This is a genomic window from Sutcliffiella cohnii, from assembly GCF_002250055.1.
GTDB lineage: Bacteria > Bacillota > Bacilli > Bacillales > Bacillaceae_I > Sutcliffiella > Sutcliffiella cohnii.
Genome location: NZ_CP018866.1, coordinates 152,311 through 174,783, shown reverse-complemented (window position 1 = coordinate 174,783; position 22,473 = coordinate 152,311). Strand labels below are relative to the sequence as shown.

Genomic DNA, 22,473 nt, shown 5'->3' with positions numbered 1-22,473 from the left:
CATCATTTCTCCTCATAAAAGTTTGCTTTTAACGTTGTCTTATTTATCACTTTATCAAAAACTAATAGCATAGCTGGTAAGAAACATACTACCATGATGAAGGCGAGTAATGCCCCTCTTCCTAACAATAGTCCTATAGAAGAGACAATCGGGTTGGACGATGTAATCCATAAAATAAACCCAACGCTTGAAAGGATCGAAGCGGAAATGGAAATCGAGAATATTTTCTCATCCAATGTTTTCTTAATTGCTTGCAGTGCTGGCATTTCCTTGCGATGCTCGTTATACGCTTCAGAAAGTAAAATTGCATAATCAACGGTTGCCGCAAGCTGCACGGTACTAATAATTAAGTAGCCTACGAATACGAGTGGTGTATTTGTAAAGTACGGTACAGATAAATTAATCCAAACCGCAGACTGAATCGTAATTAATAATACTAGTGGTATACTAATAGATTTAAAAGTTACTAGTAACACGATAGCAATCGTAACGACAGTAAGCGTGTTAACGACTACATTGTCTCTTGCAACCGTGTTTTTAATATCGTACAATGTTACGCTTTCTCCTAGGAGTAGTGCCTCATTATCATAATAATATGCTGCCTCTTCCTGTACAGTTTCCACAATGGAAAAAGGTACATCTCCTTCTTTTCCAACGCTTGTGTATAAAATAATCCGACTGTAATTTTCAGAGAAAAAATCTTTTGTGATGGTTTCATCTAAATATTCTGGTGGTATAACCGAACCGATTGCATTTACATAGGAAATAACACTCGTGACGTGGTCAACATTCTCCAGTTCCTCCACTAATTGTGCCTCTTTGACGAGATCACCCTTCGGAACTAATAGGACAAGTGGAGTAGATTCTCCGAATGTCTCTTCAATTAGTTTGAAATCACTACCTGCTCTTGTCGTTTCCGGCTGGTCGCCAAGGCCGTACGTAAATTGTGTATTACTTTGAGCTAAGAACGCTGGTACTAGTATCGCAAACACGAGAATCAAACTCGGCATTTTTAATTTCAACACCTTTTCTCCAGTGCCTTTGAAGCTTGGAACGAAGCTTTTATGCTTTGTTTTATCCATCCATTTATAGAACATTAATGTTAATGCTGGTAAAAATACCATTACACTAATAAAGCTTAGTAATATTCCTTTCACTAAGTTCAAACCTAGGTCAGATCCAATTTCAAACTGCATTAACATAAGTGCCGTAAATCCAAAGAAAGTTGTTGCCGCACTTGCAGTTATCGCTGGAAAAGATTTTTTCATCGCAAGCTGCATCGCTTCTTCAGGGTTATTTGTTTTCTTCCGATAATCTGCAAAACTATGAAGAAGAAATATAGCGTAATCTAAGGAAACAGCGAGCTGTAAAATTGGGGCAACTGATTGAGTTACGAACGAAATTTCGCCAATAAATATGTTCGTGCCTAAATTAATTAACACCGAAACTCCAATTGCTGTTAGGAAAAAGACTGGCTCAATCCATGAAGTTGTAGATAAGACGAGAATTAAAATAATGATCGGCACTAATAATGCAGCTGCATACATCGATTCTGTTCCAGCCATCTTTTGTGAAGTTGCTGTATCTACCGCTTCTCCAGCAATCGCATCATTTTCACCAATCATTTCATAAATAGCGTCAGTCGCTTCCACTTCTGCGCCATTATCTACACTTATCGAAAACAACGCCTTCCCATCTTTAAAATAGGATTCTACCGTCTCCTGGTCTGCCATTTCTAACGGCATTTTTAAATCCATCACGTCATCTAACCATATAACATCCGTTACACCTTCAATTTTCGAAAGTTGCTCTTTGAATAGGAGCGCTTCTTGAACGGTCACGTCATGAATCATCACCCGTGTATTAGGAACAGAAGCTGTAAATTCATCCTCCATGATAGTTAACGCTTGAGTGGACTGCGCATCTTCAGGCAAGTAATCTACCATATTATAATTTACCGACACAAAAAATTGAGCGGCGGTGGATATAACTGTAACAATCGCAAATACAATAACGACTAATTTTTTATGTTGAATAATTCGTGCTGCTATATTAATAATAGCCCACCCTCTCTTGCAAAATCTTCAATGTCACTTTACTATTATAAAGACACGGTGTTGGGTATTCAACAAACAGTTTAATTAGTTACGTACATTTTCCAACACTAAATCGCTCTCATGTTGAGTAAGTGTAAAATTGTAAGAAATAGGTGGAAGTATGACTAAAATGGATAGACGGAAAAAATATACAAGAATGGTATTAAAGGATAGCCTAATACAATTATTAAAAGAAAAGCCAATGTCGGCCATTACTGTAAAAGAAATATGCGCACTTGCCGATATTAATCGCTCCACATTTTATTCCCATTACTCGGACCATTATGACCTTCTTTTTAAAATAGAAGAGGAAATTATTGAAGATATGAACAAAACGCTCAGTCAATACAATTACACTACGGAGGAAGTAGAAGCACTACAAATGACAGAAAAGCTGTTAGAATATGTCGCCGAAAACCGCGATATATGTCAAACTTTACTTAGTGAGCATGGTGACCAATCGTTTCAAAAAAGAGTAATGATGATCGCACACCAATTCACCGTACAAAGCTGGATGAATAACAACAACATTGATAAAGAAATATCGGAGTATATTAGTATGTTCGTTGTTAGTGGCAGCATTCACGTTATTAAAAGTTGGCTTGAAAACGATATGAACAAATCACCGAAGGAAATGGCGGAGATTGTCATTAGGCTGACAAATAAAGGATTGGCTTCTTTTTAGAGGACGGGTCAGAGTTTATTCTCTGACCCACTTTAATTACGCTCTTTTTAATCGATAATAATACATCCACGACCGTCCGATAAAAGAACCGAATACGAAGATTAATAGTAAAAACATGAAAGAATTAAATTCGGTTAAGGACCATGAGTCTGTCGTAAACATATAGCCTATATTTATTGAGAAAATAAACAGATACATTAAGGTCAACGGTAAAAATAACATTGTATAAGAGGATGCAACCCGCTTAGCATGCTTTAATTGGTGGGTTTTATCGCTATACATTTGCGGTTGTTCTTCCCCTGGATTATATTCCTTACTCCAAATCGTCCATTTTTGTAGAGCCCCTGTTGAACGGAATACCGCCTGCCAACCAGCCTGTCTATGAACCTCAAAATAACTATTACGGGAAAGACTTTGATAATCTGCACAATATTTTACAAGTCTCGGTTCACCTTTCAAAAAGTAAAACGTCGTCCCTAACTTGTTCACACGATATAGTTGGTAACCTTCACTCTCCATTTTTTCTAACCAATTTTCTAGTTTGTCCGGCGAATACATCCAACCGAACTTTCTTCGCTTCATTTCTTCCTTTACTGGCTGTACATCAGATTTCCATACAAGTTGATTTTCTATCGACAACTCTTTGTTTGATTTTCTAATTTTTAATACGGAATAGATTAAAAAAATGAGAAAAACGATGCCAACTCCAAAACCGATATACGTAATAATCCAATACGGACTTTCCACTCTTTCAACTGGCACATTAGAAAAGAATGCACTAGCAAATATCGTAATGTTAAGTAGTGCCATGCACGCTAAGTATAAAAGGATTGCACTGAAAAAGTACATCCAATAGTTATTTCGTTTCATAATTGCTTCTCTACTTGTCGTAGTTTTTATGTCGGACTGATTTCGTTCATTCACTAAAACGTACCATTTTCCACTTTGCGAAATCTTTTCCCAGCCATCGTCCACTAATGATCGTGATAAACTAGATGTTTGAAATTTGTCGTAGCCTATCCGATATGTTAATGATTTAGGCTCCCCTTTTTGGAAAGAAAAACTTCGCGTAAATCGATGGAGGTGGTGAAAGTGATAACCTTTTTCGGCTTGACGCGAAAGCCATTTCTCCGTTTTTTGAACATCGAAGCTCCACATCGGTCTAAAAAATGCACTCATAAAAAGTCCCCCTCATATTTTATTGCATTGTGATGAAGCTCTTTTACTCTTGTAATTTCATGAAGGATTAACTGTTTACCATGGTCGGTAATTTCGTACACTGTTTTTCTTTCCCCATCTGAAAAAACTGTGATCACCCCGTCTGCCTGCATTTTCGTTAATGTCCCGTAAATCGTTCCTGATCCTAATCGAATTCGACCGTTTGAAATTTCCTCTACGTGTTTAATAATGCCGTAACCATGACGTGGTTTTGTTAACGACAACAATATGTAAAATGCCGTTTCCGTCATTGGGATGTATTTTTTAACTATTTTTTCTATATTCAACGGCTACTCACCTCAAATCTAATTTGTATCACGGTTAGATATGTCGTAACTCGACTATATCACGACGCGACATAATGAACAAGGAATATTTTTTCAGAATGGAAGCGTATAACCTTAATATATAAAAAAGAAAAAAGATCAGGATTTATACTCTTCCTAATCTTTTAGCTATATTTTTGTTCTATCCCTTCACTGCTAAAGGAATACATTGTTTCTTTTTTAATAAGTTGATCGCTGTTAAACTCTTTAATGGCCCGTTGTTTATTAACTGTTTTTGCAAACAAAAAAAGTAAACTTGAAATGATTAGTGACGGAATACCAGCAAAAATAATAATAAAAAACAAATCACCTGACAAAGGTCCTTGAATAATCGCAAATAAAATGAAAAAACAAATGATAAAGTAAATTGTTACTGTTTTGTTTAAATGGTACTTATTATACTTTATAAAGTCTTCTAAACTTAACATTCCTTTTATGGAAAGCCTCTTATTATTACTCAAAAAATCTCTCCCTAAAAATTTTATATATAAATAACCATAACAAATACCAATTAAATATTCACATTAATGAATTCTAAAAAACAAATATTAGTAAACAGAACATTCACCCTCAAGATCCTATTAATAGTTTCATAACAGAAAAAAACCGAGTGCTTATACACCCGGTAACCTATTATTCAAAATGTCTCATTTCATTTTCTAACAGCCAGTTATCTATCGCTTTTATCGGAAAATAGTACTGATGATTTATTTTCACGTAAGGGATTTGACTAATAGTTTCCCCACCAGATTCTCTAGGCATTAACTTAATTGCTTGGTCATCTGTAATACCTAAATACATTGCTAAACCTGATAAGTCCAATAACTGCGGCGTTTCGATGTTTTCATTTTCGTATTGAAGTTGATCTAATGTAACATGTTGTAAACGCATGGTTTCGGCGCTATCTCTCCACGCATTTCCTAATATCCAGGCACTTACGATAATAGAGAGCCCAAGAATAACAGATGAAAAAACTATATAATTTGCTTTCAATTTTTCTCCCCCTTATGCCAATCCCCCTGTTTTTTAATAGATTTTATGATGAGAAACTGCGGACGTTTCATTAATTTTATGTATGCTTCTCTTTTCATCCTTTTGAATGCTTCAGTAGGCTGAGGTTCAATTATTTTCTCTATCGAAAAATAGGTAGCAGTTACGTTCATTATGTCTTGTAACGGCCTTCGGTAAAAAGGAACGTCATATACTTTTCCTACCTTATTCCACCGATCGATAATCAATTCTGTTGAAAAATAGCTAGGTTCTTCCAGCAGTTCAATATCACTAAACGGGTGGTGAACGGAATATAACAAAATACCATTAGGCTTTAATATTCTGTGAAACTCTTGAAATGTATGACTCCAATCTTTTATATAGTGAAGCGTTAAGGAGCTGACAATGTAGTCAAAGGTATGATCCGCAAACGGCAACTTCTCTTCTAAGTCTAAACAACGTACGTCGGCTCGATTGCCAATACGTCTTTTTGTGGCGCTGACCATTTCAGGACTTATGTCTGTTGCTTTTATCTTTGCGCCCCTCTGTAGCAATTGCTCTGTATACCAACCCGCTGCACATCCTGCATCTAGTACACTTTTATTCGTTAAATCTGTTGGGAGTTGTTGTAACATGGCTGGTCTTTCGTATTCACTATTATACAAGCTAGTAGTATCGACAGAATGTTCATACACACTAGCAAGCTCGTTAAACGTTTCTGTTACTTGCTTTTTCATTGTTTCACCTCGTTATTGATGAATAGCTGTTGAATGTCTTCCAAACCTAATTAATAGAAAACTAACTAAATAGAACGCACTAGTTAAACCAAAAAGAGAGAAAATTCCCGGAGTAGCTATTAAGTAAATACTCATCGGTACAGACCATACAAAGGCGATAAACATTAATAGTTGGCTTAATTTAATAGAAGAAAAAATAGCTAAGCACGCAGGTAACAATAACATAAAAAACGTATTTAGCATCGGTCCCATCGTTGGGTCATTATAAGGATTTACAAAAGCAAAATTAATCCATAGAATAATGGATAACACACCTCCAGCGATTCCTACTACTGATATATTTTTAAAAATTGAAGCCACCTCCTATGCAAACTTTGATTATATTCTCTTCATGTAGAGTAAAGTCCTTCCTAAAGAGAAAAAACGTTACCCTTTCGAATTAACGTTTTTTCTGTAAAACATTATAGAAATCTACTTTTTAGAAAAAAGGTATCTTAGAGGAATTAGTATTTGTTAAATCAATTCCTGTTGTAACACAAAATGATTGGAAATTGTCTGTAAAGGTAACTTCACCTTCTAGTGTAAATGGTACTCTAATGGTAAGGTCCGTATTAGTTGGATTATAACTAGCTTCAAAATTACATACCTCTCCCACATTGACACAATTGATAAATGAATCTTTTAATTTTTGGGAACTAACATTGTAAATAATAGTTAAACAAACGTTTTGGGTTAAGCCAGGGCGAACACACGGCATTTGTTATCACACCCCCTTTTCTATTAACTACTAATAGATAATGCGAATGTGATAGATTTTGTAACGGCTAATTATATAAAGGAAATTATTTTAATAGATAGAATTCAAAGAGAAGGATGGTGAGTATCCCATCCCCCTATAAAATTGCATTCGCAATTAACTTATCGAATTTCCGAACGTCTACTCCCTTTTTCAAGTTCACTTTAATATGACCAGCTTTCGTCCAAAGCTCCACTTCGGCATTGACATCTAAAAAACTACCTGCATTTTCTGTAGACCACATGTAAATCGAGGAATACGGCAATGAATAGATCTCCACCTTTTTCCCAGTTAAGCCTTGTGCATCTCGAACAATTAATCTTTTGTTTGTAAATATTGCGCTATCCCGAAACGTTTTGTAAGCAGAAATTGCCTCTTCGCCGTCGACTAATAGATCATGCACATCGTTTGGAATTGGGCATTCTGAAACGAGTGTCCATTCTAAAATACCTTTTGTAGCTACCATTTTACTCTCCCCTTTTTCATTCAAATCAACTCTTATTATTATTCATTTTTTTCTGTGAAAAGTCCTCTTTTAGTTTGCTACAAGTTAAAAAACCTATCCAATAATTGGACAGGTTTTTCAATATTTTATAAGGTTTTACTTTTTCTTTTATTCGTCGCCTTCTTCAGCCGGTCGAGTTGTTTGGAACGGTAAAGTATCCCAGAAGCTAGTATCTACTGTATGGATGGAACCGTCGGCAATTGCTTTTACAGTAGAGTCAAGTGTGTTAACTGTTTGTTTTATTAAATAACCGTTACTCTTTTGTCCTAAAACAGCTGATGGATTTGTGTGATCAGACATTCCGCGCATTTCAAATAGTAGGGTCGCAATGTCATAACGTAAAGCAATTCCATTACGGCCAATATTTGCACCTGAACCACCGTTATACTTTCCTAAGTGACCCCATCCTTTGGACTCGATCTCATGGAAAACAACTGCACCTAACTTTTTGGATTGCTCCACGATTGCAGGGTCTACGTTAGGGTTCGTAGGATATAAAATCGACCCTGATACGTATTTCCCATCACGTTCACTTTGTGTACCTTGATGATGTAAATCAATTAAATAATCAATGTCGTATACTTCTAACACATTTTCATGTAGGACACGCGCTTCAGGCTGCATAGCTGCCGTCGCCTTATCATGCTCACGGTTCAAATCATAATTATTTGCATTCGCGCGTGTTAAATGACGGTCACCGTCTGCAATGTAATTATCTGTAGAGAAATTTACATCACCCATTGCGCCATCTGCATTTAACATCGGGATGACAAGAATATTTACATTTTCTAATACAGATCTCGTTTTGCCAGTTCCTAAATGCTTAATAAATTCCAACGCACCTTCTGTCGTAAGCTGCTCGTTCCCATGTTGTTGAGTTAGGAAAAGAATCGTTGGATTGTCTTCATTTGTAATATATTTTGCCATGTAAATGTCACGGCCCTTTACTGTTTCACCAATTACTTCTAGCTCTAAAGCACTTTGCTTCGCTTCTTGTACATGTAGAAAATCAACTAGCTCTTCATATGTAGTAAGAATCGACGTTTGAATAGACTCATTACCATTGTAGTTCGGTCCATTTCCAACTGCACTTGCTGGTAAACTTACTGTCGTTAGTCCCCCAAAAGTCATGACGCCTGTTAGTGATAGCGCTAACATTTTTTTACTAAGCTTGTTCATAAGTAAAGTGCCTCCTCTAAACTATAATTTTATTATTTGATTCCTAATTTTAGACTAAATAATTTTGAATAGTCTGTAAATAAGAACAAGCGACTATTTATAAAAGGAGGGGTACTGTAACGATATCCCCATTATTATTACGAACGTATGATAATTGAATTAGTTGGAGCGGTGCTATATTTACTATAAGGTTTTGGAACCTAGCTCCTAATATATTTTAGTAGTATTGTTTTTTAAAAAGTTAATTCGTACTTTTTGATGGAAAAACCTTATTGGTCTAATACGTTTTTTATTGATAAAACAAACGATTGTTTGACATATTCTATTTTAAAATATGTTTTTTCTAGAGCTAGGATGTAAGAAACAGAACTGGTTGGATGTTGAACAGAAATACCTACTTCTCGAACAGAATGTTTAATAATTTGCAAAATCAACTCCCTGATTACTGGATTTGGATTAGAACTGGCTCGATGTTGAACAGAAACGGCTTCTTGTTGAACAGAAATAACCACTTCTCGAACAGAACGTACAATGATTTGCAATATCCAATCCCTGATTACTGTATTTGAAACAGAACCGGCCCGATGTTGAACAGAAACGGCTTCTTGTTGAACAGAAATAACCACTTCTCGAACAGAACGTACAATGATTTGCAATATCCACTCCCTGACTGCTTGAAGTGGAACAGAACTGGCTAGATGTTAAACAGAAACGGCTTCATGTTGAACAGAAATAATCACTTCTCGAACAGAACCTTTAATATTCCGCATTTTCCCTTTCCTGACTGAGCGAAGTGGAACAGAACTGACTGGATGCAGAACAGAACCGGCCCGATGTTGAACAGCCCCTCCACTTCCAATAAAAAACACCATCAAAAAAGGCGAAAGCACTCAACGCTCTCGCCCTTTTTTCAATATGCTACACCATTACGCTTATGTGTTTTTTCAAACTCTGCTGTATTTGGATCGAAATATGCTTCATTATACTCTGCGACAAATTCATTTCTATGAACATACCCGGCTCCCCACGTTGGGTCCATCGTAAGCCAGTCACCATCGACTAGTACTTCAACCCATGCATGTCGTTCTCTCGTAAACCCCTCTACATATCGTGCTTCCATATCTACTGCTCTTAATAGTGCAATTGCTAAATAAGCATAGTCTTGGCAAACCCCTGACTTTAACTCCAACGTTTTTAATGCACTATCGTCCCATTGAAAGTCGTTTGTTCTCAGTTTCTCGACATCGTACGAAATATTTTTCGCTACATATTCATACACTGCTTTTGCTTTTTCCCGGTCCGAACTCGCACCTTCTGTAATTTCATTAGCTAGCGCAATAATAATGGGATCGTCGGATTGAACACCTCGGGATGGTAGTAGATTTCGGTTGTCTACCGCCGCAACTGATTCTACCTCGAACTCAGCAAAGTGGAAATATCTAAACTCGTTACTATTTCTCTCCCTAATTTCCGGTACACTTAAGGTCACTTTATACGTACCTGGCCCGAAACGAAGATGGAACTCACCGTCAAAAACGAAATTTTCCACTGGAATAACTTCTAATGCTGTTTCACCATCTAACTCAGTCGTTATATAAAGATGTGTCGTTTCTTGTGCAAATTCAGCACTCTGATCAATCGTTCCCCGAACAAAATATGTTTGCTCTGCCTTTTCTCCCCCATATGAAGGAGATTCCAACGTAACTCCACGTTTAATATACATGTCATAATACGTAATCGGCATCATGACCTCATTTGAAAGATTGTGAATATAAATGACGGAGGCTGTTCGATAGTAATTATTTCGATTTTCATCTGGAACTAGCACTTCTAGCTCGTGCAAACCTTCTCCAAAAAACAACGGAACATCATAGGAGAACTGGCCATTCTTCACTGGTATCACATGTTTCCAATTATCCGAATCCTTTTTCAACGTGATCATAACAGTATCTTCATCAGTCAAATTTGCCGTCCCTTTTAAGGAAATTACGCCATTCTCTTCCACATAACTAGACGATAAATCTAAAGCTAATCCTGCTTCATACCCGTACGGCGTAAATGTTACATCTCGCTTCTTTTCTGGGTTCACATTAATAACATCAAACTTCGCTGTAGAATAGTAATAATTCTCTCGATCCATGCTCGGAAGCTGAACATTTACTTGGTACTCGCCTTCTCCATTATAAAAGTGAATTTCTTGTTTAAAAGTACCATTAATAATAGGTGTATAATATTCAAGGTTTTTCCCAGTCGGCCCATCTACGTTAGTCGTAACTTTAATCCACACAAAGTCAGTTTGCAATTCCGCGTGCTTTTCAATTTGCCCTTCCACGACTACTTGCCCGTCTACAGCAAATTTTTGATAACTAGGATTTGCAAAAGTTGCACCAACATCCTCACTATAACTAGTAAGCTCTAATGGTGTGAGCTCTATTTCTTCGTTTTTTTCCATGACTAGTGCTTCATATGGATCGATTTCAGGTTCTTCTACAACGGGCGATTCAATTTCCCCATTACCGGTCGTAGAACTACTATTAGAATTACTACATGCAGAAAGCAGTAGCATACTAGTTAATAAGATTATGAAAATAGTTAATAATGAATGTTTATTAATCATCATTGCCTCCTTATCATTGCCTTCGCACCGTTCTAACGTTACATGTATATGTACGCCTCAATTAATAATAAGTTTCTAAGCATTTAGTCCTTTTTAACAAACACGATACACATCTAAAGTCTGACAACGAAAGCTCAAGTTACCCATTGGATTTTTTATATAAAAATTAGTAAGGTGAATAACGATGAGGAGTATATATCTGTATATATTATAAATCATACAAAGTTGAAAAAACTAGATGAATAGAACATATCTGCTTGGGGACGGTCTTTTTCATCAGCAGCTGTTTGACAATGAAAATAACCTTGTGGTAGGATTATGACTGAATGACATTCAGTCATAAATGTGGAAGGTGATTGTTCAGATGGAAAAACGAAATCAAATTATAGATGCAGCTATTAAAGTATTCGTTGAAAAAGGGATTGAGAAAACGAAAATTTCCGATATCGTAAAAGAGGCTGGTATTGGTCAAGGTACCTTTTATTTATATTTCCCTTCAAAATTGTCGGTTATGCCAGCAATTGCTGAAGTGATGGTACAAAAAATAATTAATGGACTTAATGAACAAGTAACAAAGAAAGATTTCCTTGGCAGGCTAGAGCAGACCGTGGACGTTTTCTTTACACTAACAGATAAATATCGAGAAACGTTTACATTAATTTATGCTGGTTTAGCACAAACACAACATGTCCGAGAGTGGGAAATGATCTATACACCTGTATATGAATGGATGATTTCTTTCTTAAATACTGCAATCGAATCTGGTGAAATAAACTCTTCTGTAAATCCTGATTACATGTCTAAAATGTTAGTCGGACTTATTGAATCTTCAGCAGAACAAGTTTATCTATATGAAGAACAAATATCACCAAATGTTAGTAACACAAAAAAAGAATTACTTTTATTTATCCAAAGAGGATTAGGAGTACAATCTTTTTAACTGAAAGATTGTATTTCACTTAAAACTGAATGACATTCATTCATAAAAGGAGGAGAAAAAATGAATAAAGCTTGGATATACGTTATGCTGACATGTTTATTTGAATTACTTTGGGTATATGGCTTTAATACTGCTACTCAATGGTGGCATTGGACAATAGTTGTAGCTGTCATTTTAGTTGATTTTCACTTCCTAGCCAAATCATGTGAATCTTTACCAACTGGGACGGTTTATGCCATTTTTGCCGCAGTTGGTACGGTCGGTACTGCCCTTATGGACATATTTCTATTTGGAGGAAGCTTTAACTTTTTAAAAGGATTATTCATGGCATTCCTAATAATCGGTGTAATCTCTCTGAAACTTGCAGATAGCCGAGTGGAAAATAAAAGTGAGAAAGGAGCCGCTTAAAAATGGGTTGGTTATTTGTTTTTATCGCTGCAACACTTGAAGTTGTTGGTGTTGTTGGCTTGAAAAAATATAGTCAAAAGAAATCTGTATTCAATGGAATTCTTTTTATTTCTGGGTTTGCCTTCTCTTTTATCTTTTTATATGCATCTTTTAACTATATACAGTTAAGTGTTGCTTATTCCGTCTGGATTGGCATTGGTACAGCCGCATCTGTTTTAGTAAATATGGCTTTTTTTGGTGAATCAAAAGATATTAGAAGAATTATTAGTGTGATTATCATCGTGATAGGTGTAGTGGGATTGAAAGCTGTTTCGTAAAAGTAATGGAGAAAAGAGCCGAGATATGAAACCTCGGCTCGGCCTCTTTCAAATCTTATTCCTATTAAACAACGCCGCGCCATTAATAAGGATCCAACACGTGTCGTTTCATGAGTAAGTATGCACTTCCTCATCCTCCCGTACCGTTTTAACTTTCATTATCTATGTATCCTAAAAATTCAAGATATTTTTTGGACGAAAACAAGCGCTAATCTCCTTTACTTTTTGCTTCTTTATATACCCTCCGTCCCTCATCGAAAAGTAGCTTTAATGTTTTTGTTAAAACCTCTTTATGTTCAGGTGCCATATGATTAATGACAATTAGCATTTCACTCGCCTTCTTCCACTTGGATCGGGACAAGTCATCTAAACTTTCAATGTTCGCTGCGTGGAACACATAAGCAATCGCATCTACAAACTGCTCACGCTGCTCTTTATCCATCCTATTAACCCATGCTTTTAACGTCACATCTAATAGTTTACTTTCTTGTGTGACATGCCCAACATGGACGAACCCTTTCCCTAGCACTTCCCACGTCATCGCATCATGCTGCATAAAGCCTGTTTTACTACTTTTTACAACGTAATAATCTTCCTCGTGTTCTAGTAGCATACCTACAACAGATGATTCAGGAACGATTGTTTTCATACGACTTAACACTTCTTTATATTCCTTACTCTCTGTCATTTCTCTGTTAAATCCAGGTCCATCATTGTTGTACACTTCTAATATGTTAGCTTTAATCTGGGACTGGCACATAACCGATGCAAAAATTGCTAAATTTCCACCTTTTGAATGTCCACCTATTCTTAATTTCGTATCATATCCCCTAACCGTCTCATTTAAGTAACGTACAGCTTCTAGTTGAGCGGGAACAGGCATCATAAAGCTCATATTAAAGTTTTCTTTCCAGCCTACAATCGTATTATCTGTTCCTCTGAACGCCACGAAAATGGTTTCATCGCTAAGAGTAATATGTATCGCTGAAAATTGTTTTTGTTCATCTAGGTCAATTATGTTTACATATTGTGATAGTCTTGCATTTCCAAAACGATTGCTTTCTCCGAGCTTCTTTAACAACGGAACTGAAATACGGATGAGGAACCCAAAGTTCATAATTGTTTCTTCTTCGTACATTTTAAAATAAAACTCGGCTGCATCTTTAATCGAAATACTTTCGTCGTTTCCTCTAGGAGGGACTATTCCCTCAAAATTGACATAGGCCAGCTGTGATAGTATAAGGTTATCTACCTCATTAAATGGAGATTGGGCAAAAGATAAATCACCGCGCCAATCTAAGTAATCAAGCATGTTTCCCATAAAACCCCCTGCTTTCCTAGTCGTTTAACGTTCTTTTATAATATATTATGACAAAATGTCTCATTTGCTAAAAATGATAAAACTATACAAAAAAAGCCGAATTCAGCCCTTTGTACATGAAACAAAAAACTGAACTCAGCTTTGAACGAATCTATTCCCTATCAAACAACGCCGCACCAGCAATACCTGGTTTCGTCATTTCGTAAGGATCTAAAATAAGGTCTAGCTCTTCTTCTGTTAGAACATCAAATTGTAAGCATAGATCACGAACTGGAACACCTTCAATAATCGCTTTTCTCGCAATACGAGATGCTACTTCGTAACCGATATGTGGGTTAACGGCTGTAATGACTCCAACACTCTTTTCCACGTACTCTTTTAGTCTTTCTTCATTTGCTGTTATTCCTTTTAAACAATGTTCGGTGAAAGTACCAAAAGCGTTTGTCATAATGGTAATGGATTGAAGCAAGTTGAATATGAGAACTGGCTCCATTACATTCAATTCAAACTGGCCAGCTTCGGAAGCTAGCGAAATCGTTTGATCGTTTCCGATAACCTGGAATGCTACTTGGTTAATAAGCTCTGGCATTACTGGGTTTACTTTTCCAGGCATAATCGAAGAACCTGGCTGTCTTGCAGGTAATGTAATTTCTCCTAATCCAGCTCTCGGTCCAGATGCCATTAATCTTAAGTCATTGGCAATTTTCGACATGTTTATCATGCTAATTTTTAATACACTTGAAACTTCTGTATACGCATCAGTATTTTGCGTTGCGTCTACAAGATGATCTGCACCTGTTAGTGGAAGTCCGCTAATGTCTTGAAGATGTTTTACCACTTGTTCAATATATTTTGGATCTGCGTTTAAGCCAGTTCCAACCGCTGTTGCTCCCATATTCACTTCGTATAAATGTTGGCGCGATTGTTTAATACGGTTTATATCACGTGCAACGACACGACTATATGCTTCAAATTCCTGTCCAAGACGAATCGGAACTGCATCCTGTAAGTGAGTACGACCCATTTTAATTACGTGATTAAATTCATTCGCTTTTTGTTGGAAGGCAGCGTGCATTGCTTCCATTGATTTAATCAATTTTTCTAATGTGTTTAACACCGCAATATGCATCGCTGTCGGGAAAGCATCATTTGTAGACTGTGACATATTAACATGCGTATTTGGACTACAGTACGAATAGTCTCCCTTTTGTTCACCCATTAGTTCTAGGGCACGATTGGCAATGATTTCATTTATATTCATATTAATGGACGTTCCTGCTCCACCTTGGATCGGGTCCACGATAACTTGATCATGCATTTCTCCTGCCAACAACTCATCTGCAGCCTTCAGAATATTCTTTCCAATTCCGTCATAAAGACGTTTCGTATCCATGTTAGCAAGTGCAGCTGCTTTTTTCACAACAGCCATCGCTTTTATGAGCTCTTCATGAATTCGATATCCTGTAATAGGAAAGTTTTCAACTGCACGAAGCGTTTGAATTCCGTAATATGCTTCAGAAGGAACCTCCTTTGAACCTAAGAAGTCTTTTTCCATTCGCATTTGGCCCTTTGTTATTGACATATCCTTCATTCTCCTCTAGTAAGCTAATTTATTAGCTCTATTAATCTTTTAATTGTAGTACTATTGCTTATTAAAACAAAAGTTTAGAGAAACCTCAAGCAGTTAGGTTAGTGGATTAAAGAGGAAAAGTAATCCACCCTTATAATACCAACCATAGTCCAAAATAAAGGTGAAAATTTAGTTATATAGAATAGTTATAATAGATAAAAATAAGGTGAGGGATTATCCATAATGGAAACTAATACGATTCAGAAAATCGGACAAATCGGAGTGCCAGTTAAAAAGATAGAAAGAGCGATACATTTTTATAAGGATACACTTGGATTATCACTATTATTTAACACGGAGAATATGGCCTTTTTAGATTGTAATGGACTACGGATTTTGTTAAGCCTTCCTGAAAAAGAACAATTTACACATTCGAGTTCCGTCATTTACTTTAAAGTGGAACATATCCAGAAAACATATGATGAGTTATTACATAAGGATGTAAATTTTTTGGGTGAACCTCATGTTGTGGCAAAAATGGGAAATACTGAAACATGGATGGTATTTTTTCATGACACGGAAGGAAATACACATGCTTTCATGAGTGAAGTACTAATTTAACTTTATGATGAATACCAATCATGCTATAATGAGAAGCTTGATTCAAATGACGGAGAAATAGCCTCTGTCTTGGATAAATATGGAGGTCATTATATTGAATAAACGATGGACAATTGAGAAAATAAAAGAATTTATCGAGAAAAATTCCGAAAGTAAACTACTGTCGACAGAATATCACGGTTTTTCTCAGAAGTTACTTTTAAAATGTGCTTGTGGTACTAATTTCGAAAAAACATTTACGAAATTTAAAAATAATAATCAACGAAAATGTGAAGTGTGCCAACCACCAAAAGCATCTCGCTAATATATTTTATACAACGCCAATGCTAGTTGGCACTAATAACTAGCGTAAAAAGATACCTAATTTAAATAGTAGGTATCTTTTTCACGCTCTCTGACCAGCAACTTACTTCGACTTTGGAACTGCATTACATACATTTCATATTAGTAGCCTTTCTTATGTAACAGCTCTTCGTGCGTACCAGATTTCGATAATTTCTCCTTGAATAATAAACACCAACTATCCTATTTTACTTAGCATTTTCTTTTTTACTGTAATTTTCACTATAACATAATTGACCAATAATAAATCTACTTAATGTATCGTATTCATCCTTAGGAAATTCAACCTTTAATATATCTTCAACCTCATGCAAATTGAGCATTCCAGAAAGTACGAACAAATCTTGACCTATCTTCTTCACTTGACCTGAATCCATTTCAGGCTCATCGTATACATCAAAGATATTACCGACAATCTCTTAAATTAGATCCTCGATAGTCACAATTCCATCCGTGCCATTGGGATCAACACCAAACATACCTCCATAAAAATAACAAGCAGTTTATATAAATACTTTACTTTCTTTTACTATTGTTTGAAATAACAATTGTTTTATTCTTATCTATAATTGAGTTACCTTTTTACTTACCTACCTCTACGCTGCTCTCTTGTGATGGAGCGTTCGTTGTATCAGCTTTCTTTTCTTTGGAAAGAAACCAACCAAAAAGCGCAATTAGTAGAAGGATTACATAGAACGAAATTTTCCATTCGGGTGATTTTGCAAACCCTTCTGGCAAGATAGCTAATTCTGGGTGAGATAACGTATACACTAATAACTTTACACCAACCCATCCAACTATCGCGAATGCTGCAATTTCTAATCCTGGTCTCGTTTGTAGAAGTTTTACAAAATAGTTAGCCGCGAATCGCATAATTATTAACCCAATCAACCCCCCTGCAAATATAACGAGGAATTTCCCACCATCTAAGCCTCCAATTTCAGGAAGATTAGTGTTTGGAAGTGTAACAGCTAAAGCAACAGCTGCAAGAATAGAATCTACAGCAAAAGCTATATCTGCAAGCTCCACTTTAAAAACTGTTACCCAAAAACCTGACTTTTTCTTTTCCTTTTTTTCATTTACTTTATCTTTTTCTTTATTAACAATTAGTTTTCTAAATATGTGATTTGCCGCGATAAACAATAGGTAAAGTGCACCTATCGCTTGCACCTGCCACACATCCACAAGAAAAGATATCACAAATAGTGAACCAAAACGGAACACGAATGCTCCAGCTAGTCCGTAGAACAATGCCCTTCTACGCTGCTCTTCAGGAAGATGCCTCACCATAATAGCTAATACTAGTGCATTATCAGCTGCTAACAAACCTTCAATGGCTATTAATAATAGTAAAACCCATGCATACTCAAATAATATTGAAAAATCCACCTAAACAATGACCTCCTAGTTTTACTGTTATAATTTTGTTGTTTTGCTAGTTTTTATTGTTAATAGAATAACTTTGAATCACAGTTACGATACTATTTTGGAATCGAGGTGGATTCTTCTGGTCCTCACTTCCAGTTGATAGGAACTGAGTTTCCATCACGGTTCATAAAGTGAATGCGATGAATAAGTTTCTTACATATTGTTTCGTCAATTAAATTCGTTCTCCTTATAATGTAATAATTGTAAGAAATCGATTTTTTCTACACTAGAATACTTCCTCTCTGTTTTTATGTTATTTTTTGTATCTTGGGCGACACTTTCTCTTGTTTTAGTAAGGAAATATATTTTTATATTTTTCACCAAAAACTTAACAGCCTCTATTGCTTTTTTTATTTTTGACCAACATACTTTTCTTCTAAGCGTTTTTCAATTTTCTCCATTTGTTCACGGTCTTTTAGTAACTCTTCTTTGTTTTCCTTCATTAACTCTGAAAAAGAAAGTTTTACTTTTTTCAATATTTATCAACCTCTCGTTTAATTAGTCTAACTAGTTTTCTGATTTTCTTTAGAGAATCAACCTTATTTCTTTCATACGTTTGCTCCTTAATATATAAATAAAAAAACCTTTACCAAATCACGGTAAAGGTTTTTTATGCAAAAAAGACCTCTACCAATAGGTAAAGGTCTTGCTAACAACTGTTATGTTGCCAACAAAGCCGAGAGTGGTAAAACTCCGAGATGACGACTTTGCTGTAAAAGCTACTCCCCTTTAGGGAACCAATATTAATCTAAATTAAAGATATAGTAATTTTACAAAGCTGTCAACATATTTTTATATACTATATTAATTTACTTTCCAGTACTGTTTTGAATTTATATATAGTCGTATTAACGATATGCTCTAGTGTGACAGGAGCGTTTTCAAAGCCGTAAGCCATTAATTTTCTTGTCTCTACAAACCGTTGATCGGTCGTAGATGTGCCCATGATAACAGAAACAATTCGTTTATCTCCTTGTTTAGCTGTCCCTGCAAAACAGTACCCTGCTTCCCCGGTGTAACCTGTCTTTAATCCGTCAAGGCCGTCAAAAAGTATTTTCGGATTATCCGATAACAGCATGGCGTTTGTCGTTGTAATATATGTATTGTGATAACTTAATTGGTAGTTTGACAGTTGGGTAATCTCTAAAACCTCTGGAAAACGGTCCAACAGTTGAATAGAAAGGCTAGCTACATCATGAGCGGTCATCGTCGACTGTTGACTTATCTCATTCGGTAGTCCCGTTGCGTTCACAAAATTGGTTTCATCAGAAAGCCCTAACGACCGTGCTTTTTCATTCATAAGCTTCGTAAACTCTTCTTCGCTACCAGCAATATGTTCTGCAAGAAGTACTGTTGCATTATTAGCAGAAGGCATCACCATTGCGTAAAAGAGATCCTGAACAGAAATACGTTCCCCTTCCATTAACGGAATAGAAGCGCCTCCAGTAGATGCAGCCGTTTCACTTATGACGACATATTCATCCCAAGAAACATTGCCTCGTTCAATTTCTTCTAAAATGATATATTCAGTCATTAATTTAGACATGCTTGCTGGTGCTAACGGCACGTTTTCATTTTTTGAATAAAGCACATCCCCGCTCGTTGCATCCATCACAATGGCCGCACTCGCGTCAACGATCGGTTCATTCATAAATAATAATGGATTTAAAGCAAACATACTAAATAAAGCGGCTAACATTACAGGAAGTATGTAAACTTTATTTTTCTTTGTTTTGCTCATTGTTTTCCTCCAACATCTCTTTTGTAAACTTAACCAGTTGCTTTATGTGTAAAGCTATTAAGCATACAAAACCATCCTTTTTCATCATCTACAATTTTAGAAATTTTATTCATAGTAGATACTTTCTTTATTGAGACGGTGGAAAGCGAGAGAAGGTTCTTTATAGACAAAAAAAGCCATATTAGTTATGACTTTTGTTTAATTTTTATTATTTAAATACTTTTTTATCGCTCTTTCTCTATCTTTAAACATAAGATACAAACCTGCTTTTATAAGCCAAGGTGGAAGTTGGCTTTGAAACTCGAGTATATCCATCATAATTGTCTCGTCTTCCGACTTAGCAATAAACTGATGACGATGTTTCCATGCACTAAAAGGAAATGGTGGCTTGACGATTGTATCTTCAAACCATTCTTTTTCTCTCCATTCCGAAATGTAGGAGTCCCATGATGTTTTCCATATTCCAAAATGTAATTGCAATCTCATCGTTTTCCCTACCTCCACTACAGAAGAACCTTGAATGTTTACTTTTGGATAAGACGTAATGCGCGCTAGATTCTCCGTTGTTTGGAAAAAGTCCCAAACTGCATCGATGGGAACTTCTAATATTGTTTGGTTAGTGAAGACTCCTCGGAACCTCATCATATATATCGCCCCTAAAATTATTCTTCTTCGTACTCCCACAATCCAAGCTTTCCTTTTGCAGGAATAAAAGAATCTAACGTTCTCATACCCTCTATGACCCATACATAACCATTTTCGGGATAGTCTCCCAGGAAAAAATCATTCCCTGAAACTTCCCTTCCATCTTCAAGAATCGCACTCGTTTGATGGTTTTCCACTACCTTTAAACAATCGATAAGATTACAAACTGCAATAATTTTACCAGTTGGTAAACCTTCAACTGTATAACCATGCTTATAAAGCAATGCTTGTATTGCACGATGACTACATACTGCTTTGTTTATTTTTTTACTTGTATGTATGGCGAGTGGCCCTCTGTAGTTCGTTTTCCAACTTCTCGTTTCATATTGAGCTTCTCGAAGGACAAAAAGGCTTGCCCACGGCTGAATCATTGATAGTACTTTCACTTCTAAACCTCCAAAAGCTATTTTTCATTAGCTTTTCCCTGCTATTGTACAATATGATGTGAATTAATCTAAGCCTTAAGCTTAACAAACAGTCGAATGTTGCTTTATAACTGAGTGCACAATATGAATAGAATCCCATTCTCCTTGAGAGAAACGCATGATCGGGTATTTTTTTGGAAAGAGCTGGCTTTTTATTTCTTCTGAAGACAATCCTTCTTTATGCATTTTTAAAATATTACCTTGGAGATCTAACAAATAATTTAGCTTTCTTTGTAGAGCAATGCGTCCATTTTTCAAGTGGCCTGCATGGCTGCAAAACACTTCATCAAACTCGTAGGTTAATACCCTTTCCAACGATTCGATAATCATCGGAATACTTTCCTCTCGGAGCACCACCTTCGTTTTTTCTTGACAATATAGGTCTCCTGTAAAAAGCTGGCCAGTGTCGCGGTTTAAAAACGAAAGGTGATCCTTAGCATGACCTGGAGTTTCGATAACGCTCCGAGTTGCATTCCGTGATTGAAACGTGTTAGCAATTGGGAGTGCATGGAACGGTTTACGCTTCCCCCAAAACAATTGTCGATAAAGGGGATAATCTGCTTTTTCCTTGCAGGATGCTATCATTTCGTTACTCATATAAAGTGGGAACTTCTTTTCTTTTTGTAAATACGTTGCACACCCTGTATGATCTTCATGATAGTGCGTTATCATTACTTGATCGATCGATAAGTTTTCAAAAAAGGGGATAAAAAATTTCTCTAGAGACCTCGCACCGGTATCAATTAACACTCCGTCCGTACAAAAGCTATGAACATTAAGCTTTACACCTTGAAAAGCGATTGTTCCATTTCCCATCTGAACTCCATTTAGAGTTTTCTGAGTAAAATCCTTTTTAAATAACAATGTTCACTCCCCTTGCTTTCTTTTTTATTATCATAACACGTAGTGAGTGAATATTCATTCACTATTTTAAAGGAAACTTCTTGGGTTACAAAACTATCTATTAATTACATCTGATGATTAAATAAGTAAATTCGACATCTTGTAAAGTAATTTTTGAAACCTGTAAAATCACAAAAATATTCTATGAACAATAACTTAAAGAACAAATTTGGGATAAATGTCGGTTCTTTTATTGGGTGTAATAGGAGACAGGGCAGTTTAGGCGCTGGTACAAGTCAATTCATTTTACACAAATTTCAAAGGCGGTACCTTTTTTGAGATAGCCGCCCACTGATTCTTATATTAGCATTTAGGGAAACTGCATCCTACAATGATTAGTAATATAAACAACACAACAATTAGCAAAAACCCGTGCCCATACCCACAAGCTGGAGCAACAGGGCCACATCCATATCCGTAAGCTGGTGCTGCATAAGGAACATCCATTACACCTGCAACCATCGGCGGTACATTTGGTGGCATATTTGCGCCTGCCACCATAGGCGGTACATTATTAGCATACATATCTCAGTACTCCTTTTCGGTTTAGTATATTTACACTACATTATACTCACCTAGTTGGAATAGGGACCTGTCTGCCTA

Annotated in this window: 28 protein-coding genes; 6 read left to right on the top strand and 22 right to left on the bottom strand. The window is 36.2% G+C overall.

Annotation, left to right across the window (positions count from 1 at the left end; all coding sequences use genetic code 11):
• Window positions 1-2: 2 nt before the first annotated feature.
• Window positions 3-1,946 carry an efflux RND transporter permease subunit gene (locus BC6307_RS00760; RefSeq protein WP_425319483.1) on the bottom strand — a complete coding sequence of 648 codons (1,944 nt, stop codon included), beginning with the start codon at window positions 1,944-1,946 and terminating at the stop codon, window positions 3-5.
• 280 nt (window positions 1,947-2,226) lie between these two features.
• On the opposite strand from BC6307_RS00760, the gene BC6307_RS00755 reads away from it, so the two are divergent.
• Window positions 2,227-2,781, top strand: a complete 555-nt coding sequence (locus tag BC6307_RS00755) for a TetR/AcrR family transcriptional regulator (protein WP_084380439.1) — start codon at window positions 2,227-2,229, stop codon at window positions 2,779-2,781.
• A gap of 36 nt (window positions 2,782-2,817) precedes the next feature.
• Here BC6307_RS00755 and BC6307_RS00750 read toward each other — a convergent pair whose 3' ends face one another.
• The 11 genes from BC6307_RS00750 to BC6307_RS00700 all read right to left on the bottom strand — a co-directional run bounded on the left by BC6307_RS00750 (window position 2,818) and on the right by BC6307_RS00700 (window position 11,152).
• Window positions 2,818-3,960: a DUF2812 domain-containing protein gene (locus tag BC6307_RS00750; protein ID WP_066416281.1), complete on the bottom strand. Its 1,143-nt coding sequence runs from the start codon at window positions 3,958-3,960 to the stop codon at window positions 2,818-2,820.
• The gene (locus BC6307_RS00745) at window positions 3,957-4,250 is read right to left on the bottom strand and encodes a PadR family transcriptional regulator (protein WP_066416291.1); all 294 of its coding nucleotides are present in this window, start codon (window positions 4,248-4,250) and stop codon (window positions 3,957-3,959) included. The genes BC6307_RS00750 and BC6307_RS00745 overlap by 4 nt, the downstream gene beginning before the upstream one ends.
• Before the next feature lie 200 nt (window positions 4,251-4,450).
• Window positions 4,451-4,786, bottom strand: a complete 336-nt coding sequence (locus tag BC6307_RS00740) for a hypothetical protein (protein WP_066416278.1) — start codon at window positions 4,784-4,786, stop codon at window positions 4,451-4,453.
• A 172-nt stretch (window positions 4,787-4,958) separates the two neighbouring features.
• A complete protein-coding gene (locus tag BC6307_RS00735; protein ID WP_066416276.1) occupies window positions 4,959-5,318 on the bottom strand; it encodes a hypothetical protein in 360 nt (119 codons plus the stop codon).
• Window positions 5,315-6,052, bottom strand: a complete 738-nt coding sequence (locus BC6307_RS00730) for a class I SAM-dependent methyltransferase (protein ID WP_066416274.1) — start codon at window positions 6,050-6,052, stop codon at window positions 5,315-5,317. Before BC6307_RS00730 ends, BC6307_RS00735 begins: the two co-directional genes overlap by 4 nt.
• A gap of 12 nt (window positions 6,053-6,064) precedes the next feature.
• Complete coding sequence (locus BC6307_RS00725) at window positions 6,065-6,412, bottom strand: hypothetical protein (RefSeq protein WP_066416268.1); 348 nt, start codon at window positions 6,410-6,412, stop codon at window positions 6,065-6,067.
• Window positions 6,413-6,945: 533 nt separating this feature from the next.
• Window positions 6,946-7,314, bottom strand: a complete 369-nt coding sequence (locus tag BC6307_RS00715; RefSeq protein ID WP_066416265.1) for a PH domain-containing protein — start codon at window positions 7,312-7,314, stop codon at window positions 6,946-6,948.
• 147 nt (window positions 7,315-7,461) lie between these two features.
• Window positions 7,462-8,532, bottom strand: a complete 1,071-nt coding sequence (locus BC6307_RS00710; protein WP_066416262.1) for a M14 family zinc carboxypeptidase — start codon at window positions 8,530-8,532, stop codon at window positions 7,462-7,464.
• A 269-nt stretch (window positions 8,533-8,801) separates the two neighbouring features.
• The gene (locus BC6307_RS00705; protein ID WP_066416260.1) at window positions 8,802-9,188 is read right to left on the bottom strand and encodes a hypothetical protein; all 387 of its coding nucleotides are present in this window, start codon (window positions 9,186-9,188) and stop codon (window positions 8,802-8,804) included.
• Window positions 9,189-9,233: 45 nt separating this feature from the next.
• On the bottom strand, window positions 9,234-9,407 hold the full coding sequence (locus tag BC6307_RS24615; protein ID WP_157076650.1) for a hypothetical protein: 174 nt from the start codon (window positions 9,405-9,407) through the stop codon (window positions 9,234-9,236).
• 35 nt (window positions 9,408-9,442) lie between these two features.
• The gene (locus BC6307_RS00700; protein ID WP_066416257.1) at window positions 9,443-11,152 is read right to left on the bottom strand and encodes a transglutaminase-like domain-containing protein; all 1,710 of its coding nucleotides are present in this window, start codon (window positions 11,150-11,152) and stop codon (window positions 9,443-9,445) included.
• A gap of 361 nt (window positions 11,153-11,513) precedes the next feature.
• Here BC6307_RS00700 and BC6307_RS00695 point away from each other — a divergent pair, with 361 nt between their 5' ends.
• The 3 genes from BC6307_RS00695 to BC6307_RS00685 are packed head-to-tail and all read left to right on the top strand — an operon-like array spanning window position 11,514 to window position 12,814.
• Window positions 11,514-12,089, top strand: a complete 576-nt coding sequence (locus BC6307_RS00695) for a TetR/AcrR family transcriptional regulator (RefSeq protein WP_066416256.1) — start codon at window positions 11,514-11,516, stop codon at window positions 12,087-12,089.
• A gap of 60 nt (window positions 12,090-12,149) precedes the next feature.
• A complete protein-coding gene (locus BC6307_RS00690) occupies window positions 12,150-12,497 on the top strand; it encodes a DMT family transporter (protein WP_066416254.1) in 348 nt (115 codons plus the stop codon).
• Between the two features lie 2 nt (window positions 12,498-12,499).
• Window positions 12,500-12,814: a DMT family transporter gene (locus tag BC6307_RS00685; RefSeq protein ID WP_066416252.1), complete on the top strand. Its 315-nt coding sequence runs from the start codon at window positions 12,500-12,502 to the stop codon at window positions 12,812-12,814.
• 208 nt (window positions 12,815-13,022) lie between these two features.
• Here the strand turns inward: BC6307_RS00685 and BC6307_RS00680 are convergent, their stop codons facing one another.
• Together BC6307_RS00680 and aspA are read right to left on the bottom strand one after the other, a co-directional pair.
• On the bottom strand, window positions 13,023-14,135 hold the full coding sequence (locus BC6307_RS00680; protein WP_066416250.1) for a DUF2974 domain-containing protein: 1,113 nt from the start codon (window positions 14,133-14,135) through the stop codon (window positions 13,023-13,025).
• Window positions 14,136-14,286: 151 nt separating this feature from the next.
• Window positions 14,287-15,717: an aspartate ammonia-lyase gene (gene aspA / locus BC6307_RS00675; protein ID WP_066416249.1), complete on the bottom strand. Its 1,431-nt coding sequence runs from the start codon at window positions 15,715-15,717 to the stop codon at window positions 14,287-14,289.
• Between the two features lie 231 nt (window positions 15,718-15,948).
• Between aspA and BC6307_RS00670 the strand changes: the two genes are divergently transcribed.
• Window positions 15,949-16,326 carry a VOC family protein gene (locus tag BC6307_RS00670; RefSeq protein WP_066416247.1) on the top strand — a complete coding sequence of 126 codons (378 nt, stop codon included), beginning with the start codon at window positions 15,949-15,951 and terminating at the stop codon, window positions 16,324-16,326.
• 94 nt (window positions 16,327-16,420) lie between these two features.
• Entirely contained in the window at window positions 16,421-16,630 is a 210-nt protein-coding gene (locus tag BC6307_RS00665) for a hypothetical protein (protein ID WP_066416246.1), read from the top strand.
• Window positions 16,631-16,856: 226 nt separating this feature from the next.
• Here the strand turns inward: BC6307_RS00665 and BC6307_RS25265 are convergent, their stop codons facing one another.
• The 8 genes from BC6307_RS25265 to BC6307_RS25670 form a co-directional block, all read right to left on the bottom strand.
• On the bottom strand, window positions 16,857-17,045 hold the full coding sequence (locus BC6307_RS25265) for an HlyC/CorC family transporter associated domain-containing protein (RefSeq protein ID WP_066416244.1): 189 nt from the start codon (window positions 17,043-17,045) through the stop codon (window positions 16,857-16,859).
• A 205-nt stretch (window positions 17,046-17,250) separates the two neighbouring features.
• Window positions 17,251-18,057, bottom strand: coding sequence for a TerC family protein (locus tag BC6307_RS00655; RefSeq protein WP_066416243.1), 807 nt, complete (start codon window positions 18,055-18,057; stop codon window positions 17,251-17,253).
• Window positions 18,058-18,446: 389 nt separating this feature from the next.
• On the bottom strand, window positions 18,447-18,572 hold the full coding sequence (locus BC6307_RS00650) for an FbpB family small basic protein (protein WP_084380431.1): 126 nt from the start codon (window positions 18,570-18,572) through the stop codon (window positions 18,447-18,449).
• A gap of 323 nt (window positions 18,573-18,895) precedes the next feature.
• The gene (locus BC6307_RS00645; protein ID WP_084380429.1) at window positions 18,896-19,837 is read right to left on the bottom strand and encodes a D-alanyl-D-alanine carboxypeptidase family protein; all 942 of its coding nucleotides are present in this window, start codon (window positions 19,835-19,837) and stop codon (window positions 18,896-18,898) included.
• Window positions 19,838-20,035: 198 nt separating this feature from the next.
• A complete protein-coding gene (locus BC6307_RS00640; protein WP_066416242.1) occupies window positions 20,036-20,482 on the bottom strand; it encodes an SRPBCC family protein in 447 nt (148 codons plus the stop codon).
• A gap of 17 nt (window positions 20,483-20,499) precedes the next feature.
• Window positions 20,500-20,928: an ASCH domain-containing protein gene (locus tag BC6307_RS00635; RefSeq protein ID WP_066416232.1), complete on the bottom strand. Its 429-nt coding sequence runs from the start codon at window positions 20,926-20,928 to the stop codon at window positions 20,500-20,502.
• 81 nt (window positions 20,929-21,009) lie between these two features.
• Window positions 21,010-21,831 carry an MBL fold metallo-hydrolase gene (locus BC6307_RS00630; RefSeq protein WP_235858124.1) on the bottom strand — a complete coding sequence of 274 codons (822 nt, stop codon included), beginning with the start codon at window positions 21,829-21,831 and terminating at the stop codon, window positions 21,010-21,012.
• Between the two features lie 342 nt (window positions 21,832-22,173).
• Entirely contained in the window at window positions 22,174-22,395 is a 222-nt protein-coding gene (locus BC6307_RS25670) for a YjcZ family sporulation protein (RefSeq protein ID WP_066416230.1), read from the bottom strand.
• Window positions 22,396-22,473 lie beyond the last annotated feature (78 nt).

What these genes read in the sequence shown, in the direction of transcription:
- BC6307_RS00760 (WP_425319483.1), bottom strand. Translation starts at nt 1,946, where the DNA reads ATGGTAGATTACTTGCCTGAAGATGCGCAGTCCACTCAAGCGTTAACT.
- BC6307_RS00755 (WP_084380439.1), top strand. Translation starts at nt 2,227, where the DNA reads ATGGATAGACGGAAAAAATATACAAGAATGGTATTAAAGGATAGCCTA.
- BC6307_RS00750 (WP_066416281.1), bottom strand. Translation starts at nt 3,960, where the DNA reads ATGAGTGCATTTTTTAGACCGATGTGGAGCTTCGATGTTCAAAAAACG.
- BC6307_RS00745 (WP_066416291.1), bottom strand. Translation starts at nt 4,250, where the DNA reads ATGACGGAAACGGCATTTTACATATTGTTGTCGTTAACAAAACCACGT.
- BC6307_RS00730 (WP_066416274.1), bottom strand. Translation starts at nt 6,052, where the DNA reads ATGAAAAAGCAAGTAACAGAAACGTTTAACGAGCTTGCTAGTGTGTAT.
- BC6307_RS00715 (WP_066416265.1), bottom strand. Translation starts at nt 7,314, where the DNA reads ATGGTAGCTACAAAAGGTATTTTAGAATGGACACTCGTTTCAGAATGC.
- BC6307_RS00710 (WP_066416262.1), bottom strand. Translation starts at nt 8,532, where the DNA reads ATGAACAAGCTTAGTAAAAAAATGTTAGCGCTATCACTAACAGGCGTC.
- BC6307_RS00700 (WP_066416257.1), bottom strand. Translation starts at nt 11,152, where the DNA reads ATGATGATTAATAAACATTCATTATTAACTATTTTCATAATCTTATTA.
- BC6307_RS00695 (WP_066416256.1), top strand. Translation starts at nt 11,514, where the DNA reads ATGGAAAAACGAAATCAAATTATAGATGCAGCTATTAAAGTATTCGTT.
- BC6307_RS00690 (WP_066416254.1), top strand. Translation starts at nt 12,150, where the DNA reads ATGAATAAAGCTTGGATATACGTTATGCTGACATGTTTATTTGAATTA.
- BC6307_RS00685 (WP_066416252.1), top strand. Translation starts at nt 12,500, where the DNA reads ATGGGTTGGTTATTTGTTTTTATCGCTGCAACACTTGAAGTTGTTGGT.
- BC6307_RS00680 (WP_066416250.1), bottom strand. Translation starts at nt 14,135, where the DNA reads ATGGGAAACATGCTTGATTACTTAGATTGGCGCGGTGATTTATCTTTT.
- aspA (WP_066416249.1), bottom strand. Translation starts at nt 15,717, where the DNA reads ATGTCAATAACAAAGGGCCAAATGCGAATGGAAAAAGACTTCTTAGGT.
- BC6307_RS00670 (WP_066416247.1), top strand. Translation starts at nt 15,949, where the DNA reads ATGGAAACTAATACGATTCAGAAAATCGGACAAATCGGAGTGCCAGTT.
- BC6307_RS25265 (WP_066416244.1), bottom strand. Translation starts at nt 17,045, where the DNA reads ATGGATTCAGGTCAAGTGAAGAAGATAGGTCAAGATTTGTTCGTACTT.
- BC6307_RS00645 (WP_084380429.1), bottom strand. Translation starts at nt 19,837, where the DNA reads ATGAGCAAAACAAAGAAAAATAAAGTTTACATACTTCCTGTAATGTTA.
- BC6307_RS00640 (WP_066416242.1), bottom strand. Translation starts at nt 20,482, where the DNA reads ATGATGAGGTTCCGAGGAGTCTTCACTAACCAAACAATATTAGAAGTT.
- BC6307_RS25670 (WP_066416230.1), bottom strand. Translation starts at nt 22,395, where the DNA reads ATGTATGCTAATAATGTACCGCCTATGGTGGCAGGCGCAAATATGCCA.